Genomic DNA, 18,284 nt, shown 5'->3' with positions numbered 1-18,284 from the left:
CAGGTCCCGGCACGCCGGTCCCGTGCTGCCTTCGGCAAGGCACGGGACCGGCGCATCATTTCTGTCCTTTTGCAACGCCCTATTCGAACAGGGACGGCAGGAACATGGAGACCGCGGGCACGTAAGTGACCAGCATGAGCGCCGCGAACAGCGCCAGATAGAACGGCCAGATCGATTTCAGCGCCTGCTCGATCGGGATCTTGCCGACCGCACACCCCACGAACAGGCAGGTTCCCACCGGCGGTGTGCACAGGCCGAGCCCCAGATTGACCAGCATCATGATTCCGAACTGAACGGGATCCATGCCCAGTTCCCGCGCAATCGGCAGGAAGATCGGTGTGCAGATCAGGATGAGCGCCGCCATGTCCATGATCATCCCCAGCATGAGCAACATGACGTTGATCATCAGGAGAATGACGATCTTCTCTTCTGAAATGCCGAGCAGGAACTCGCTCAGCCGTGCCGGCACCTGATAGAGCGCCAGCAGATAGGCAAAGGAACTGGCGAAGCCGATCAGGATCATGACCATCGCGGTGGTTCGCATGGCACTGGTGACCGCCACCACGAACTTGTCCCAGTCCAGGGTGCGGTAACAGAAGGCCGTCAGCGCGAGCGCATAGATCGCACCGAAAGCACCCGATTCCGTGACCGTGAAGACACCGGACAAGACGCCGCCGACAATGATCACCGCGGTGATCAGACCCGGCACCGCGGTGACGGCAGTCTGCGCAACGACCCGCCATCCCGGAAAGGGTTCAGACCCGTAATTATGTTTGAGCGCAACGACATAGGCGGCAACCGCCAGACACAGGCACATAAGCATGCCCGGGATCACGCCGGCGAGGAACAATTTGGAAATCGAGATGCCGCCACCGGCCGCGACCACGAAGATGATCATGTTGTGGCTCGGCGGAATGACGATCCCGGCGACCGATGAGGTCACGGTCACGTTGACCGCATAGTCCGCCCTGTAGCCCTTTTCCTTCATCACCGGGATGAGCAGGGAGCCAAGGGCCGAGATATCGGCGATGGCGGAGCCGGAAATGCCGCCGAACAGCATGCTGGAAAAGATGTTCACGGAAGCCAGCCCGCCGCGGACATGCCCGACCAGCGCGGATGCCAGCCGGACCAGGCGGACCGCAATACCGCCGTGCAGCATCAGTTCACCGGCGAAGACGAAGAACGGAATCGCGAGCAGCGAAAACGAGGCGACACCCGCAATCGCCCGTTGAAAGGTCATCAGGAGGGGAAAGCCCTCGTACCAGAACGCCGCCGCGGCCGAGATACCCATGGCGAAGGCGACGGGAATGCCGACGACGACGCTGACGCCGAAGACACCGAGCAGAATAGCAAGACCCATTATCGTTCCACCCTATTTGTCTCGTAGATCTCGCCGTGCAGAAGACACCTGACGCGCAACAGCAGCCGGCCGCCCGCGAACAGCACCATCAGCGCGCCGCAGGCCACGGCGGAGGCGGTTCGCACGCTTTCGGGAATGTTCAGCATGGGAAGAAGGGTTGCCCAGCCGAACTGAAACAGTTCGAGACTGGCCACCAGCATGATACCTCCGAATATGGCGAGGCAGAAATCGGTTAACAGCAAAAGCACTTCCCGCGCCTTTTCCGGCAGAGAGTCGCGCAGGAATGTCACGCCGAGATGGGTCTGTTCCTGAATACCGACTGCGGACCCCAGAAAGGTGATGTAGCAGATCAGCAGAAGCGCGAGCTGTTCGACCCAGGTGGGCGTCTGGTTCAGAACATAGCGGCCGAACACCAGCCAGCCGAAGGTCGCGACGAGCACCACCAGGGCGACGGACGCCAGCAGCACGCAGACACGCTTGATCCGGTCCAGGGACACTTCCAGCAAGTCCCAGAAACTTCCAATTTGCGGCATCAAGGCCTCTCCGGATTAGATTACGAACTCAGAACAGGAACAGGTCGGCTCGATCGGAGCGATGTTAATCCGCGAGCGAAAACGAGGGAAGCGGTGCACGTTTTCAATTGTTCGTGCCGCTGGAGCATGCCCCGTCCGGCGTCCGGGGACGCTCGGCCATTTCGCAAAGGTCAGCCGGAATTCGTGTATTTCAGACGTAGAAGTTTGTTACGCTTTGGCGCACGCGACCATGTGGGCCGTGCCGGAGGAAGAGTGGCACGGCCCACACAGGGCGTTACTGTGCGTTCCGGAACATGTCGACCAGTTCGGTCAGGTCCGGATTTTGCGACAGGAACGATTCGTAGACCGGCGCCATAGCAGCCTGGAACGCGGCCTTGTCCTCGATCGAGTTCACGGCAACACCGCCGGATTCCACCTTGGCCATGCTGGCCGCTTCACGGTCCTGCCACAGCTTGCGCTGCAGTTCGGTGCTGTTGCGGCCGGCGACCCGGACGATTTCCTGCTGCTCGGGCGTCAGCGCATCGAAGCTCTTCTTGCTCATGCACAGGCACTCGGGAATGACCAGGTGTTCCGTCAGCGAGTAGTATTTCGCGACTTCGAAGTGGTTGGTGGACTCATAGGACGGCGGATTGTTTTCCGCACCGTCCACCACACCGGTCTTGATCGCCTGGTAGACTTCGGCGAACGCCATCGGCGTTGCGTTGCCACCCATGGAATCAACCATGCCGACGAACAGATCGTTGTTCATGACACGGATCTTCATGCCGCCCAGATCCGCCGGTTCGGTGATCGGCTTCTTCGACGTGTAGAAAGAGCGGGCACCGGCATCGTAATAACCGAGCGCGACGAGGCCTTTCGCTTCAAGCCCCTTGCTGAGCGCTGCGCCAGGCGCACCGTCCATGAGCTCGTACATCTGCGGAACGCTCTTGAAGATGAACGGCAGTGACACGACGTTGGTTTCCGGAACGGACTGTCCCATCGGCCCGAGGCTGAAGACACCGAAATCGATCACTCCCAATCGAGTCTGTTCGATGGCATCAGGCTGCGAACCGAGCACCCCGCCGTGGTAGACCTTGCCGGTGATCTCACCGCCGGTCTTTTCGCTGACTTCCTTCACGAACGCTTCCATGCCGTGAGACACCGGATAGTCGTCGACATGGATGTTCCAGCCGCGCAGTTCGCGGGCTTGCGTTTCAAGCGAGCCGAACGCGACAGTGGCTGCCACCGCGGACGCGAGCGCCACACCCAGTTTCAAAGATTTGGCAATGGTCATTAGATCCTCCCTGTTTGACCTTCGCAGACGATACGTAAATAACAAATTTTTACAAGTTTAAAAATCGATAAAACAAATTCTCCCTGACACAGATATCAATGAATTGAAATATTTGAAGAATTCAGAATTCCTGTCCCCCGCTCACCCGGCGCCGCTTCGACAACACCGGCGAAACCGCGCAACGGTTTCGCCGGCATGCGGGCGACGGCATCGTCAGGAGAACAGCATTCCGCCATTGATATCGACGCAGGCTCCGGTGATGAACGCCGAGTTGTCACCGGCAAGGAACACGGCAAGATTTGCGACGTCCTCCGATGCCCCCTCACGTTTGAGTGGCGTCGCCTCCGCAACCTTCTTGCGAACCTCCGGCTTGGTGAAGACGTTGTGGAAGTCCGTGTCGATCATGCCCGGGCAGATCGCATTGACCCGAATCGCGGGCGCGAATTCCTTCGCCATTCCCCGGGTCATGGTCATCACAGCCCCCTTGGCCATGCCGTAGGCGAGCGCGCCCGGGCCGCCGCCGTCGCGGCCGGCCTGCGAGGCGACATTCACGACGGCGCCTCCGGCTCTCATGTGCGGCAGGGACTTCTGAATGATGAGAAACGCCGATGTGACATTGAGGTCGAACACCGTCTGCCAGTGTTCCGCGGTGATTTCAGGGACGGTCTTGCGGGCAACGAGCCCGCCCGTGACCGGCACCACGATATCAACGCCACCAAACTCCGAAACCGTGCGCTCCACCAGCGCGGTCACGTCGGATGCGCGGGTCATGTCCCCCTGCATGGCAAAGGCCTTGCCCCCCGCCGCGACAATTTCCGATACGGCGCTGTCGGCGCCCTCACCGCTGCTGAAATAGTTGACGGCAACATTGGCACCGGCTTGCGCAAGAGCCAGGACGCACGCACGGCCGATATCGCGGCCACCCCCAGTGACAATTGCTGTTTTTCCGTTCAGTTCCATAGTCGTCCCTTCCATTTGCGATGAACCTGCCCTGTCCGCGCCACATGCACGCACTCGGCACAAAGACGTTCCTGCCCGCACCAGTACCGGCAAGGTCCTTCCCCGGGCGACACCGCCGTTCCGAGAGACACGTTCCGCAGGCGTCTTCCTGTCTGCGCCCAACTAGCTTTGTTCAGGCCAGCAAATCAATATAAATTATTACAAATTCAAGAATCAGGTGATTTTCCACGCCTCGGAAAACGTCTCCGCCTGACACGTTTCGAAACTGGACGCTCACGGAAAAATAGAAGAAATAGAAGTATTTTACTCTTTTTATCAATAAGATAATAATTCCGAGGATTGTTCATGTGATGGCAAAACCGATAATCGACTGCGCCGCCGACAGCCATTCGACAGCTTGCCGGCACGACCGGTGGACATTACAAATAATTGACAAATTTTTCCGACCCCAATAAGCGTGTCAGTGCGCCACACCACCCCGGCACTCCAAAAGAGGCAGTTTTTCCATGGCAAGCCTGGACAGGACCACGCACGACAAGCTGATGGCGGTCAGCACCGCCACACTCACAACCGTTCTCTTCAAGCGCGGACTGAAAAACATATTCCTGCAAGGGCTGCACCGCCTGCGGCCGGGCGAGAACATGGTGGGACCGGCCTACACGCTTCGCTACATTCCGGCCCGCGAAGACCTCGATACCCTGGAATCCTTCGCCGACCGCACCAACGCCCAGCGCAAGGGCGTCGAAGAATGTCCGCCCGGCGCCATCTTCATGATCGACGCCCGGGGGGATGCCTCCGCCGCCTCGGCCGGCTGCATCCTGGCAACCCGGCTCCAGGCCCGCGGCTGCCGCGGCATCGTGACCGACGGCGGCTTCCGGGACACACCCGAAATCGCCGAACTCGACATGCCCGGCTTTCACGCCCGGCCGAGCGCGCCGACCAACCTGACCAGGCATCACGCCGTTGCGGTGAATGATCCGATTGCCTGCGGCGGCGTGTCGGTTTTTCCCGGAGATATCATCGTCGGGGACAATGAGGGTGTTGTTTGTATTCCCCACCATATGGCACATGATGTAGCTGACGAAGCTGTGGAGATGACCGTCTTCGAGGACTTTGTCATGGAACTGGTGAAACAGGGCGCGTCGACATTCGGGCTTTACCCCCCGACCGATCCGTCTACGGCAAACAGGTTTAAGGCGTGGCGTCAGGAAAAAGGCAGATAGTCAAAAGGGGCGCCGCCGAGAAGGACCGGACTCTCTCCGACCGGGCCTATGAGAGCATACTTGCCAAGATCATGGATGGCGACATCCCCGTCGGCGGCAAGTTACCGACAGAACAGGTGCTTTCCGAGGAAATCGGCATTTCACGGCCTGTCCTGCGCCAGGCCCTCAAGCAGTTGCGTGAGGACGACGTCATCGTCTCGCGCCAGGGGTCCGGATCCTATGTCAACCGGCGCCCGGAAGGCGCGGTCCGCGACTTCGCCCCTGTCGGATCCATCGCCGATATTCAGCGCACCTTTGAATTCAGGGCTGCGATCGAAGGCGAAGCCGCCTATCTGGCCGCGGGGCGGCGGACCGATGCCGACCTCAATGAAATGCGCCTTGCCCTGGACGAACTGGAGCGGTGCATCAAGGCCGGAGAACTGGGCGTCGCCGCGGACGAAGCCTTCCACGTGGCCATCTGCAATGCAGCGGACAACAAGTATTTCGCCGCCGCCAGATCGTCCATGCAGTCGAACATCCTGACAGGCATGAACCTTACGAGAAATCTGTCGCTCACAAAACCGCAGCAACGCCTCAAGCTCGTTCAGTCAGAGCATTATGAAATCTTCGAGGCAATCGAACAGGCCGACAGCGACGCCGCCAGGCTGGCCATGCGCAACCACGTCGAGAATGCCCGCAAGCGTATTTTCGAAGGCTGAGCCAGTCCTCTGCGTGAGTCAGTCCTCTGCGCAAGGCAAGGCCATGGCGGGCCGGACCGGCACGACGCGGGGGCAGCCGCCTTGCGGGCATCGAGCATGTGCCGGAGGCGACGGGAAGACCTGCCGCCTCCGCCACGGTGCGCACGTTATTCGCTGCAGGTATCGGTCCCTGCCGGACCTGTCAGAATGACACTGTTTCCCTTGCTGTGAAGGGAATGGGCGCCGTCGGTGTAAAGTGCGCCGGATCCACTGCGAACCTGTTCAAGACGCATCTCGGGAGAGCCGTCGATAGAGAAGATCGCGTAGCCGTCACCGGTCTGTCCGTAGGTGACCACAAGCGGCAAGCCTTCGGCGCAGGTGTAATGGTGTGTGACGGAATCCGAAACCGGCGACGGGGTCCCCTGAGCCTGAACATCCGCAATGGCGTTGGTGATCGCATAAAGGGGCTGTTTGGGCTCGCTGTAGACGCCATACATGATTTGACCGCGCACCAGATCGAGCTGCAGCGACACATCGCGGGACGTATCGTAGAGAAACACGGCCCCCTCGTTGCGCCCGCGCTCCTCGAAACGGAACGCGACCTGTCCATTCTGGTTCAGTTCCTCCCACTGGCCGCCACCGGCGTTCGAGAAGCTGCCCTGCGCATGAAAGACCTGATCGACGTTGAAGCCGCTCACCCCGGGAGAAATGGCGACACCGCCGCCGCCCTGCGTGACCGGCGGCTGCACATTGCCGAGCCCGCGTGCACAGGTGGTCAAAATACCGGGATAAGCGGTTTCAGAGCAGATCAGTCCCCCCCATTGATACCCGGACTTGCCGTTTCCATAGCGGATCTGGAACCACTCGTAGCCGTTCATGAGAACGCCCGTTCCGTTCACGATCACGATGGCGGTTCCGTCTCCCAGACTGCCTATGTCGCGGTACTGCGTGCCCGGCCCTGCCCGCACATTCCCGCCATAGGATTTGCCGGACTGCGGAAAATCAACGTCCGGAGAAGCCAGAGCTGTCGAAACCGGCGCGGCGAGGACAGCCGACACCGCAAGAGCGCGTAACAAATTCATGGAAAATCCTGTTCTAGCAATTCAGATCCCGGCTCGGTCCTTTGACGGACCGTGGCCGTCCCGCCCAATTGAGAGAAAAAAGCCAGCGGACGCAAGACCTGCCGAAGCCAAAACAGCTTTTCGGCGCGCTTTCGAACGCGTTGCCCTTCATGGAGATGTCGCGGCAGAAAAGGCCAGGCGCCTGTTTCGATGATGGACCGGTATCGATCCGCTGCCTGGCCCCGCATGGGCGATCCTGGACGAAGTTACCCTGCCCACACAGACAAACAAAAAGGGCCCGCCGATTGGCGGGCCCTTCTCTTCAATTCTTGTTCGGCGCTGGTTAGCGCGAATAGAACTCGACAACCAGGTTCGGTTCCATCTGCACCGGGTACGGCACATCGGAGAAACCCGGGATTCGACCGTAGGTCGCGGTCATCTTGTTGTGGTCGGCGTCGATATAGTCCGGCACATCCCGTTCTGCGGACTGGATGGCTTCCAGAACCAGGCCGAGCTGCTTGGACTTCTCGCGAACTTCGATGACGTTGCCCGGACGCACCTGGTAGCTCGCGATGTTGACGCGCTTGCCGTTGACCTTGATGTGGCCGTGGTTGATGAACTGACGGGCAGCAAACACGGTCGGAACGAATTTGGCGCGGTAGACGATCGCGTCCAGACGGCGCTCCAAAAGGCCGATCAGGTTTTCCGAGGTATCCCCCTTCTGACGGGATGCATCGGCATAGACCTTGCGGAACTGCTTTTCGGTGATGTTGCCGTAGTAGCCTTTAAGCTTCTGCTTGGCACGCAGCTGAATACCGAAATCGGACAGCTTGCCCTTGCGGCGCTGACCGTGCTGGCCGGGGCCGTATTCGCGCTTGTTGGCCGGGCTCTTCGGACGGCCCCAGATGTTTTCGCCCATCCGGCGGTCGAGTTTGTACTTAACGCTGTGGCGCTTGGACATCGCGGTTTCCTTTGAATTCGCGTTGTTGTTCTATCAAGGAAACGCGCCCTCCTTTATCCTCACAACCCGGACTTCGGGATGATCGGATCGACAGGGATCCAGCTAGACGGCGCCGGCCGGATGCCCACGGGTGCGTGAACCCGGAAGGCAACAGCCAACCGGATTGCGCGGAGATACAGGCGGCGCCTGGATTTGTCAATGCACGAGGCCGGTCAGACACAGGATTCGCCGCTTCAACCGGCGTTTTCCCGGAGCTGTCGCCGGCCGTGCCACTGGATGGTCGCCGGTTTCGAGCTCAAAACAGGGCGGTTACCCCGCAGTTTATAAGCTATTTTCATAAAACCTCGAAATTAATGCATACATTTAGGAATTTTTAATTGCAGCTTTTCACTATGCAATCAGCATTACAACCATAGCTAATAATACCAGCATGGCGACGCTCTTACGTCCCGACACACTTCGAAAATACACAAGCCGGACCTTGGCAATAGGATCACGCATGTCAGCGATACCTCACTCAGCAGGTCAGACCAGCCCGGGCGAATCCGGCGCCTTCTTTCAAACGCGGAACGACCCGCCGGCAATGATCGATTATGTCCTGCAACCGGTCGTCGATATCGGCACCGGGGTGGTTTACGGCTATGAGGCCCAGATCCGCAATTGCGACGGGGACGACACCCGGACAGCGGACGAGCTGATCGACGAAAGCCACACACAGGGGTTCCTGCCGCAGCTCGAGGCGCGGCTCTTCACCCGGGCACTGGAGTGTTTCAGCGCTCTGAAGATCGCCCAGGGAACAAAACTCTATTTCAAGCTGGATGGCCGCGATCTGGGAGAGGCCGGCGATCCCCGGATGCGTTTCGCCGAACTGGTGATCGGAGCCGGCCTGAAGGTCGATCAGATCTGCCTGGAATTTTCCGAACGCCATCAGCAGACCTTCACCGACGTGACCCATCACGCGATCAACGATCTGCGCCAGCTCGGCTTCATGATAGCGCTCGACGATTTCGGCCGCGGGTCCTCCGAGTTGCGGCTTCTGCACGACATGTCCCCCGACTATGTCAAGATCGACCGCTTTTTTCTGAACGGGATCGATTGCGACGCCCGGCGCAAGCTGTTCGTCACCACCGTTGCCAATCTGGCACATGTCCTCGGTGCCAGGGTCATTGCGGAAGGCGTGGAAACCGAGCCGGAATTCAAGGCCTGCCGCGAGGCGGGATGCGATCTGATCCAGGGATATTTTGTCGCCCGGCCTTTCCGGAAAGCGGCAAGTGCCCGGCTGTTTTACGATCATGTCCGCGCCCCTGGTCACGGACACAAGCGCCAGCAGGAACAGGAACGCATCCGCAACGAACTGGTCCAGTTGCCGACAATCCGGTTCGATGCGTCCATGAACGAACTGATCGACATGGTGGTACACAATCAGGACGGCAGCGTGATCCCCGTTCTGAACGCCACCTTCGAACCGCGCGGACTGATCCACGAGCGCGACCTGAAAGCCTATCTCTACACCGGCGGCGCGGACGAGGATGATGCCAAGGCCGCGCTCGACTTCCCCTTGCGCTCCTTTGTCCGGGCCTGCCCGATCGCGGACATCGACAGCAACGCCGACATGCTGCTGGTGACCTTTGCCTCGTCCATCAATTCGGACGGGATCATCATCACCGAGAACTTCCGCTATGCGGGTTTTCTGTCCGCCACCTCGCTGCTGAAGATCATTCATGAAAAACGCCTGCAGGAAGCGCAGGACCAGAACCCGCTCACCCGACTGCCGGGCAACGGCGCCATTGCCCGTTTCATCTCCGACATGGCCGGCAACTCCGGCCACGAACGGCATCTGTGTTATCTCGACTTCGACAATTTCAAGCCGTTCAACGACACCTACGGCTATCGCCAGGGCGACCGGGCGATCATCCTGTTCAGTGAACTGCTGCAACGGCATATTTCAGGGACCGGCACTTTCCGCGGTCATATCGGCGGTGACGATTTCTTCGTCGGGTTCCTGAACTGCGACCAGACGGACGTCGCCGCCCGGATGCTGGCGCTCAAGCGCGCGTTCCGGGTTGATGTGGAAAGCTTCTATGAGCACGAACACAGGGAACGCGGCTTTATCGAGGCCCAGGACCGCTTCGGCACGACGCGGCAGTTTCCCCTGCTGCAGTGTTCCGTTTCCATCCTGAGCCTGACCAAGGGCATGACCGTGTCACCCGACACGCTCAACGACGAGATCATGGGCCTCAAGCGCGCTGCCAAACGCTCTGACGACGGGCTGGCGGTGAAGTGCCTCGCGGCGTGACAGACACCGGCGAGCGATCAGGTCAACGGCCGGACGCCTGTTCGTTCAGACCGCAAGGACGGCGCGCCGCATCCTGAGGAGGGCCCAGGGCCCGTCTCGAAGGATCAGGAACCTGTCTCGGGCTCTCCCGCCCATGCTGCTGGGCACCGCTTCGCGGTTCTTCACGACGAGGCCAGGGGGGGTGGGCGATGCCCCCTGCCGCTGTCTTGTCCTATTGCCCTTCCAGCACCAGCCCGAAGCCGGCGAGCAGCCGTTCAAGCACCGGGTCCTGCGGGCGGGATGTGAACACCGCCTTGTCAGGCTGATGCGAGCGCGCCTCCGCGCGCCCCTCCCCCAGCACCCGCACAAGCTGGCGGGCGATGGCCTCGGCCGGGTCCAGCCAGTCGACCGGCCAGGGCGCGATCGCGCGAAACCGGTTGGCAAGCAAGGGATAGTGCGTGCAGGCCAGAACGACGATGTCGGTCCGCCGGCCGTCCCGTTCGACAAAGCAGTCCCTGATCTCGCCAAGCAGGGCGTCATCCGCCACCGCCTCGCCGCGCAGGTGCCTTTCGGCCAGTTCGGCCAGACCGTCCGAGCCGACCAGACGCACATGGCACTGGCCGGCGAAGCTTTCGATCAGGCTTCTCGTATAGGTTCTGCGGACTGTCCCCGGTGTCGCCAGCACGGAGATCAGTCCGGAAGCTGTCCGCTCGGCGGCCGGCTTGATCGCCGGCACCGTGCCGACAAAGGGCACATCCGGATGCGCTTTTCGCAAGGCGGCTCCCGCCAGCGTGAAGGCGGTGTTGCAGGCGACCACCACGGCCCTGGGCCTGTACCTTGCAACAAGATCATCGAACAGGGACAGGATATGGGCGGTCAGATCCGCTTCGGGCCAGCGGCCGATCGGAAAAGCGGCATCGTCGGCCACATAGAGCAGCGCTTCGCAAGGCAGCAGATAGCGCGCCTCACGCAGTACCGTGAGCCCGCCGAGGCCGGAATCGAAGAACAGAACCGGTCCACTGTTTGCCATTTCGCCTTTTCCGCTTCCTGGTCCCACGCAAGCCCCTGTGGCATGAAAGTCTTGCCGTCAGTGCGGCAGGCAAGATATCCGTCCGGACTTGCTAATCACCGGTATCCGGTGTGCCCCGCTCCTTGCGCGGCCGGGTTGCGCGTTTTTCGAGCGAGGCCACCACGCCGCGCAACGCCCGGACTTCCTGCTCGGTCAGCTCCGCCTTCTGGAAGATGTTGCGCAGCGTGCGCACCATATGCGGGCGCCGTTCCGGCGGCCGGAAAAAGTTTGCAGTGTCCAGTGCGCCCTCCAGATGTTCGAAGAAACGCACGATTTCGTCCTTTTTCGCCGGAGGGTGCTCCTCCTGCGACAACAGGAACGGCAAGGCTCCGGAGACCGCCGTCTTGCGCCATTCATAGGCGCAGACCAGAACCGCCTGGGCAATGTTGAGCGACGCGAAATCCGGATCGACCGGCAGGGTGACGATCTCGTCGGCGAGCGCGATTTCCTCGTTGTTCAGCCCCCAGCGTTCCCGGCCGAACAGATAGCCGGTCGTGTTTCCGCTCTCGCCAAGCGACACGGATTTCACCGCGGCTTCGTCCGGACCGCGCACAGGTTTGGACACCTCGCGCGAGCGTGCTGTCGTCGCGAACACGAATTGCAGGTCGGCGACCGCCGCCTCGACGCTGTCGAACACCTGAACCTTGTCGATGACGTGATCCGCCCGGCTTGCGGCCGCGCGCGCCTTCTCGCTCGGCCAGCCGTCGCGCGGATTGACGATCCTGAGATCCACCAGGCCGAAATTCGCCATGGCCCGCGCCGCCGTGCCGATGTTCTCGCCGAGCTGTGGCTCGCACAGGATCACGGCCGGTGGCCGCGCGGTCACATTCCTGGATTCGTCTCTGATGTTCGCGTTCTTGCTCATGTAGCCGGGATTTACCGGGTTCAGGAGAAAATGAAAAGCCGGGCCAGGCCAGATTTCCCGCTCGACCGCGGCAAACGCCTGCTTGTTCATTTGACAAAGCCTGTGGCGCGATGGCCCGCACCGGGTTGACTACCGCGTTGTCCGTCCTTCCGATTGCCTTTTCCAGCGGCTTTGCTAGAACTCCCCTGAACTTTTTCCCTCCGCCGTCAGGAGGGCTTTCAATTGATTGCGTACAATTGTATACGCATTTTGAAATTCAACAGGAACGGCGTATCGCCGGTCCGCACGACACCAGTCGAACGCTGGGAAAAGGGAGTGTCATGGCCGATATCATATACACCAAGGTCGACGAAGCACCGGAACTGGCAAGCGCCTCGTTCCTGCCGATCATCCGCTCCTTCACCAAGGCAGCCGGCCTGACCATCGGCACCCGGGACATCTCCCTTGCCGGCCGTATCCTGGCGAGTTTCCCCGAATACCTGAGCGACGATCAGAAGCAGTCGGACGACCTTGCCGAACTGGGTGAGATGGTCAAGAAACCGGATGCCAACGTCATCAAGCTGCCGAACATTTCCGCCTCCCAGCCGCAGCTCAACGCGGCGATCAAGGAACTGCAGGCCCAGGGCTACAAACTGCCCGATTATCCGTCCGATCCCTCGAGCGACGAGGAAAAGACGGTCAAGGCGAAATACGACGCCATCAAGGGGTCTGCCGTGAACCCGGTGCTGCGCGAAGGCAATTCCGACCGCCGCGCACCGAAGGCCGTCAAGGAATATGCCCGCAAGAACCCGCACCGCATGGGCGCGTGGCAGTCCACCTCCAAGACCCATGTCGCGACCATGGGCCGGAACGACTTCCGCGCCAACGAGAAGTCGATGACCTTGTCCGCCGCACAGGCCGGCAACGCGAAGATCGAATTCGTCGCCAGGGATGGCACCACGACCACGCTCAAGGGTGACTGGCTGCTGGACGAAGGCGATGTTGTTGACGCCACCTACCTGAGCGTCAAGGCTCTGGACGCGTTTCTGGCACAGGAAATCCGGGATGCGAAGGACCAGGGCGTCCTGTTCTCCCTGCATCTGAAAGCCACCATGATGAAGGTCTCCGACCCGATCATCTTCGGCCATTGCGTGAAAGTGTTCCTGAAGGACGTCTTCGACAAGCACACCGCCACCTTCGCCGAACTCGGCGTCAGCCCGGATCTCGGCCTTGGCGATCTGGAGGCCAAGGTCGCGACCCTGCCGGCCGACAAGGCCGCCGAGATCCAGGCCAACGTCAAGGCCGCGCTCGACAACGGCCCGGACCTGTACATGGTGAACTCCGACAAGGGCCTCACCAACCTGCACGTCTCCTCCAACGTCATCATCGACGCCTCCATGCCGGCGCTTATCCGGGCCGGCGGCAAGGGCTGGGGCCCGGACGGCAAGGAAGCCGACGCCAAATGCGTCATCCCGGACAGTTCCTATGCCGGTGTCTATTCCGCCGTCATCGACTTCTGCCGCGAGAACGGCGCGCTGGATCCGGCGAAGATGGGCACCGTGCCGAATGTCGGCCTGATGGCCCAGAAAGCCGAAGAATACGGCTCCCACCCGCAGACCTTCAAGGCGTCCGCCGACGGCGCCATCCGCATTGTCGATGCCTCCGGCACCACCTTGATCGAACATGCCGTCGAAGGCGGCGACATCTGGCGCGCCTGCCGCACCAAGGACGCCCCGGTCCGCGACTGGGTCAAGCTTGGCGTCACGCGTGCGCGCCTGTCGGGCATGCCCGGTGTGTTCTGGCTGGACAAGAGCCGCGCCCATGACGCGGAACTGCTCAAGAAGGTCGACGCCTATCTGCCGGAGCACGACACCACCGGCCTCGATCTGAAGATCATGGCCCCGGAAGAGGCCGCGCGCTACACCACCGAACGGATCGCCCGCGGCGAGGACACGATCTCCATCACCGGCAACGTGCTGCGCGACTACCTCACTGATCTCTACCCGATCCTGGAAGTCGGCACTTCGGCCAAGATGCTGTCCATCGTTCCGCTGATGAACGGCGGCGGCCTGTTCGAGACCGGAGCCGGCGGCTCGGCTCCCAAGCATGTCCAGCAGTTGCAGGAGGAAAACTACCTGCGCTGGGATTCGCTCGGAGAGTTCTGTGCCCTCGGGGCCTCGCTGGAACATCTCGCCAACGCCAAGGGCAACACCAAGTCGGCAGTCCTGGCGGAAACCCTCGACAGTGCCGTTGAAAAGCTGCTCGACAACGACAAGTCCCCGGCCCGCAAGGTCGGTGGTCTCGACAATCGCGGCAGCCATTTCTACGTCGCTCTCTACTGGGCCCAGGCTTTGGCCGCCCAGGACAAGGACGCGGACCTGAAAGCGCATTTCGCGCCGATCGCCGAGGCCCTTGGCGCCAACGAGAGTGCCATTCTTGCCGAACTGAACGGTGTTCAGGGCAGACCGGCCGATACCGGCGGCTATTATCATGCCCCGCAGGCAAAGGTCGACGCCGTCATGCGTCCGAGCGCCACGCTGAACGGCGTCATCGACGGATAGGCCGAAGCATCCGGCGTTCGAATGAACGCCCGTGAGGATGCCCGACCACAGTGCAACCGATCGACGGCCTCCCGGGCATTCCCGCCCGGGAGGCCGTTTCTCCTGACAGGTGCGAACGGCACAGAACCTTGCGCCTCGGCGATGGCCTCCACCTTGGTATTTCCGTCGAATCTGCAGTATTTCCAGCAGGCTGCCCCTAAGATATTTTTACAATGTTAGTCAGGTGGTAACTTTTTCGGTTGTTGTATAGACTTAGCAACTTTAAATTGATTCAAGGATCCTGATGCCGGAAACTGCAGGCTGACGCAGTTTGGCTAATTCTAGGTGGCTATGACTCCTTTTCTCGCCAATTTGGCTGCAAATGCCGAAGATCAGTCAGAGGCCTCCTCTGTACCGCGGGAACAAGTGTCTGAATTTCCGGACGCACCCGGTGCCTATCATGCCGCGCTGACCGTGGTGGTCATCGGCTTTGGCGCCGAGGAAGCCATACAGTCGCGGGTGTCCGCGGAGGAATTCAAGTTCATCTCCGGACGGCTCGCAACGGCCTGCGCCGTCGCGGCGTCCGAATACGGCGGCAAACTGGTCGCCCGTCCCGGATGTCCGAAGGTCCTCGTCTTCGGCATTCCCGCGCTTCACGAACTTGACGCCGAGAGAGCGGTGCTTGCCGCCCAGAAGATACTGCGCACGTTCGGACGTGAGGGATACAGCCATCCGGTGAGCTTGCGTTGCGGGATCGCAAGCGGTGAAGGCAGCATCGTGCTCGGCCAGGGCCCCAACATGGCGCCTCTTTCGGTGACCGGTTCGGCTTTTGCGACCGCGGCATGGCTTGAGAGTGAAGCGCCCGACAACGAACTGCTGATCTCGACAGATGCGCAGGCGCTCTTCCGCAGCGATTTCATGGCGCGCAAGGTCCGGCTCAGCAAGGCCGGGGACACGGCCTTCCAGGTTTCTCCGGCTGTCGCGCCGACGGCCCGGACGGATCCCGGCGAACCGGCGGGCCGGCTGGCCTCGTTCACGGGCCGGGAGGAAGAACTTCGCGCGATGCACCACCTGTGGCAGGTGGTGAAAGAGGGAACGCCGCAAACAGCGATCCTCCAGGGCGAACCGGGCATCGGCAAGTCCAGCCTGATCGAGGCGTTCCTGACCGGTGTCAGGGCGGACCACCCCCTCATCCTCAACTTCTTCGGTTCGGTTCACCACAAGCGCACCCCCTACTATTCGATCGCCCGGGGGCTGTACACGTTTCTCGGCCTGAAAGGTTTCCAGAGCCCCACGCTGCTCAATACGATCATCGAGCAATTGCTTGCCGATATCGGCCTGGACACCATGCGGCACAATGCCAACCTGCGCGCGATCCTGAAGGGCGGCGGCCTGGACAGCCACCCGGTGATGCCGGACTCCGCGGTCGACGAGCCGGCCGAGACTTTGATCGCCTGCATCCGCAAGCTCGCGGCAATCCATCCGGTCATTCTGGTCTATGAAGATGCCCACTGGATGGACATCAGCACGCTCGAGTCGATTGTGTTGCTGCAGCGCGCACTCGACACAAGCAAGGTCCTGACCCTGGTGAGCAAGCGCCCCGGCGAGATTGCGGTCAACCTGACGGCTTCGGCCGACCTGACCTGCCGGGTCGGACAACTCTGCGAAGACAACACCCGCCAGCTTGCCGGATTGCTTCGGCCCGAAGACATGGACGATGCCTATTTCGAGCAGGTCGTCAGCCGGTCCGACGGCATTCCGCTGTTCCTGGAAGAACTGATGCACAACGCCGCCGACCGCGGTGTTGCGGAGGGCGACGATCCCGCTCAGCCCCCCATACCGGCCTCCCTGCGTGAAACCCTCGCCGTCAGGCTTTCCCATCTCGGCGACAGGAAAGACATCCTGTTCATGGCGGCTGCCATCGGCAAGGATTTCGGATCGACGCTGCTGCGCGATGTCTCCGGCCTCACGCCCGGGCAACTGGCGCACCATCTGGATGCTTTCCGGCGCTCGAACCTGATCTTCCGGAAGTGGCCCGCCGAAGACGGCATCTATGAGTTCAAGCACAGCCTGGTTCAGGACCTGGCCTATCAGTCGATACCGCCTCAGGACCGGGTCCGGTATCACGGCAAGATCGCCGCGGTCCTGACCACATGGCCCGAGCGGTATCCGCCGGCTGCCAGTGAGGTGATCGCGCGTCATTTCGAACGCGCCAGCAATATTCCCGCTGCGCTCGATCATCTGGAAATCGCCGGCGTCGATGCTGTCCGCGTCGCCGCGCACCGGGACGCGGGCCGGTATTTCGGCAAGGCCCTCGACCTGGCTCAGAAGCTCTCCGACACCGCCTCACGGGAACAATCGATCAGCCGCTTCCTGCTGCTGCTCGGACCGCAACTGATCACGAAGCACGGCTTTGCCTCCGATCAGGTTCGGGAAGTCTATACCAAAGCGAGAACTTTGACTTCGACCGACACAAGCTCGGCCGAAGTGCTGCAGATGCTGTGGGGACTGTGGGGCGCTCATATCGTCAAGGCCGATGTGTCGCTCGCGAAAGCCCTGGGCGAGGATTTCCTGCAAATCGCGCGGGCGAACGGAAATCCTCTCGAACTTGCCGCCGGCCATTACATGAACGGGGTCGGCTCTTTTTACGTCGGCGACCTGGCTGAGGCGGAACGATCCCTCCTGTCCGCCGTCGAGGCGGCCCTCGAAGCCGACTTCGACGACATGATCACCAACTACGGTCTGGATCTGGGCATTCTGGCCCGCTCCTACCTGGCGTGGTGCTACGCGCTCATGAATTCGCCGGAGCAGTTGCGGGAGAACTGCCTGTCCCTGGAGACCGCCGCACTCCTGTCCGACCATGCCTTTTGCCAGGCCTTCAGCGGCTGTTTTCTGGCGACCGCGTTCAATTTTCAGGACAACAGCCGGGAAGCCGAGCGTCATGCGGCGACGGCGGCCAGTCTCTGCCGCGAACAGGGATTTGCCCAGCAACTGGCGCAGGCGGAAATCAATCTTGGCCGGGCCCGCGCGAAAATCGGAGATCCGACCGGGCTTGCGCTGATGGAACACGGCTTGAAGGCTTACGCCTCCACAGGCGCTGTCCTCGCGCGCCCCTATGCCGAGGCCTGGATAGCCGAGGAATTGATTGCTCAGGACGCAAGGGATGCGCTCCGCCGGCTGGTCTGCGTCCGCCGTTTCACGCTCCGGTCCGGCGAACGCTACTTCGACGCGGAACTGAAGCGTCTGTCGGCGCTGGCGACCGGATCCATCAATCCGGGATCGGACCATCTGGTGCGTGCCCTCCTGAACAAGTCGGCCCGGCATGCGCGCCGAACCGGAAACATGCTTCACCTGGACAAAACCCGGGCTTTTCTGGACTGAAATCCCGAAAAACCGCCGGTTTCAGCCCGGTCGGTGACGAAATCTAAACCAATGCATGCATAAACTGCCAATGTAACTTTTCTGGTGCAAGGAGCGCGGCGGCGAACGTCAGCCGACCTGGCCTGCC

13 protein-coding genes are annotated in these 18,284 nt (G+C 61.2%); 5 read left to right on the top strand and 8 right to left on the bottom strand.

The window, feature by feature from the left end; genetic code table 11:
* Positions 1-79: 79 nt before the first annotated feature.
* The 4 genes from AC0VX3_RS11170 to AC0VX3_RS11155 form a co-directional block, all read right to left on the bottom strand.
* On the bottom strand, positions 80-1,360 hold the full coding sequence (locus AC0VX3_RS11170) for a TRAP transporter large permease (RefSeq protein WP_342892162.1): 1,281 nt from the start codon (positions 1,358-1,360) through the stop codon (positions 80-82).
* Positions 1,360-1,893 carry a TRAP transporter small permease gene (locus tag AC0VX3_RS11165; RefSeq protein WP_475524763.1) on the bottom strand — a complete coding sequence of 178 codons (534 nt, stop codon included), beginning with the start codon at positions 1,891-1,893 and terminating at the stop codon, positions 1,360-1,362. Before AC0VX3_RS11165 ends, AC0VX3_RS11170 begins: the two co-directional genes overlap by 1 nt.
* A 274-nt stretch (positions 1,894-2,167) precedes the next feature.
* Entirely contained in the window at positions 2,168-3,166 is a 999-nt protein-coding gene (locus tag AC0VX3_RS11160) for a TRAP transporter substrate-binding protein (RefSeq protein WP_342892160.1), read from the bottom strand.
* Between the two features lie 213 nt (positions 3,167-3,379).
* Positions 3,380-4,126, bottom strand: a complete 747-nt coding sequence (locus AC0VX3_RS11155) for an SDR family NAD(P)-dependent oxidoreductase (protein WP_475524762.1) — start codon at positions 4,124-4,126, stop codon at positions 3,380-3,382.
* A gap of 506 nt (positions 4,127-4,632) precedes the next feature.
* On the opposite strand from AC0VX3_RS11155, the gene AC0VX3_RS11150 reads away from it, so the two are divergent.
* Complete coding sequence (locus tag AC0VX3_RS11150) at positions 4,633-5,349, top strand: ribonuclease activity regulator RraA (protein ID WP_348149217.1); 717 nt, start codon at positions 4,633-4,635, stop codon at positions 5,347-5,349.
* Positions 5,325-6,047 (top strand): FadR/GntR family transcriptional regulator, encoded by a 723-nt coding sequence (locus AC0VX3_RS11145; RefSeq protein WP_342892157.1) that lies wholly within the window; start codon positions 5,325-5,327, stop codon positions 6,045-6,047. Before AC0VX3_RS11150 ends, AC0VX3_RS11145 begins: the two co-directional genes overlap by 25 nt.
* Positions 6,048-6,193: 146 nt before the next feature.
* Here AC0VX3_RS11145 and AC0VX3_RS11140 read toward each other — a convergent pair whose 3' ends face one another.
* Together AC0VX3_RS11140 and rpsD are read right to left on the bottom strand one after the other, a co-directional pair.
* On the bottom strand, positions 6,194-7,108 hold the full coding sequence (locus AC0VX3_RS11140; RefSeq protein WP_475524761.1) for an MliC family protein: 915 nt from the start codon (positions 7,106-7,108) through the stop codon (positions 6,194-6,196).
* A gap of 322 nt (positions 7,109-7,430) precedes the next feature.
* Positions 7,431-8,048 (bottom strand): 30S ribosomal protein S4, encoded by a 618-nt coding sequence (rpsD, locus tag AC0VX3_RS11135; RefSeq protein ID WP_475524760.1) that lies wholly within the window; start codon positions 8,046-8,048, stop codon positions 7,431-7,433.
* A gap of 583 nt (positions 8,049-8,631) precedes the next feature.
* On the opposite strand from rpsD, the gene AC0VX3_RS11130 reads away from it, so the two are divergent.
* Positions 8,632-10,344 (top strand): EAL domain-containing protein, encoded by a 1,713-nt coding sequence (locus AC0VX3_RS11130; protein ID WP_475524759.1) that lies wholly within the window; start codon positions 8,632-8,634, stop codon positions 10,342-10,344.
* Between the two features lie 211 nt (positions 10,345-10,555).
* Here AC0VX3_RS11130 and murI read toward each other — a convergent pair whose 3' ends face one another.
* A complete protein-coding gene (gene murI / locus AC0VX3_RS11125; protein ID WP_348149226.1) occupies positions 10,556-11,353 on the bottom strand; it encodes a glutamate racemase in 798 nt (265 codons plus the stop codon).
* Positions 11,354-11,444: 91 nt separating this feature from the next.
* Positions 11,445-12,257: an RNA methyltransferase gene (locus AC0VX3_RS11120; protein WP_475525164.1), complete on the bottom strand. Its 813-nt coding sequence runs from the start codon at positions 12,255-12,257 to the stop codon at positions 11,445-11,447.
* Between the two features lie 320 nt (positions 12,258-12,577).
* Here AC0VX3_RS11120 and AC0VX3_RS11115 point away from each other — a divergent pair, with 320 nt between their 5' ends.
* The gene (locus AC0VX3_RS11115) at positions 12,578-14,797 is read left to right on the top strand and encodes an NADP-dependent isocitrate dehydrogenase (protein ID WP_475524758.1); all 2,220 of its coding nucleotides are present in this window, start codon (positions 12,578-12,580) and stop codon (positions 14,795-14,797) included.
* A 405-nt stretch (positions 14,798-15,202) separates the two neighbouring features.
* Entirely contained in the window at positions 15,203-18,157 is a 2,955-nt protein-coding gene (locus AC0VX3_RS11110; RefSeq protein ID WP_475524757.1) for an ATP-binding protein, read from the top strand.
* The last annotated feature ends 127 nt before the right edge of the window (positions 18,158-18,284 follow it).

This window comes from Roseibium sp. QJM3NY_11 (genome assembly GCF_056173175.1).
The sequence above is the reverse complement of the archived record's forward strand: the minus strand, read 5'-3'. Positions and strand labels throughout refer to the sequence as shown.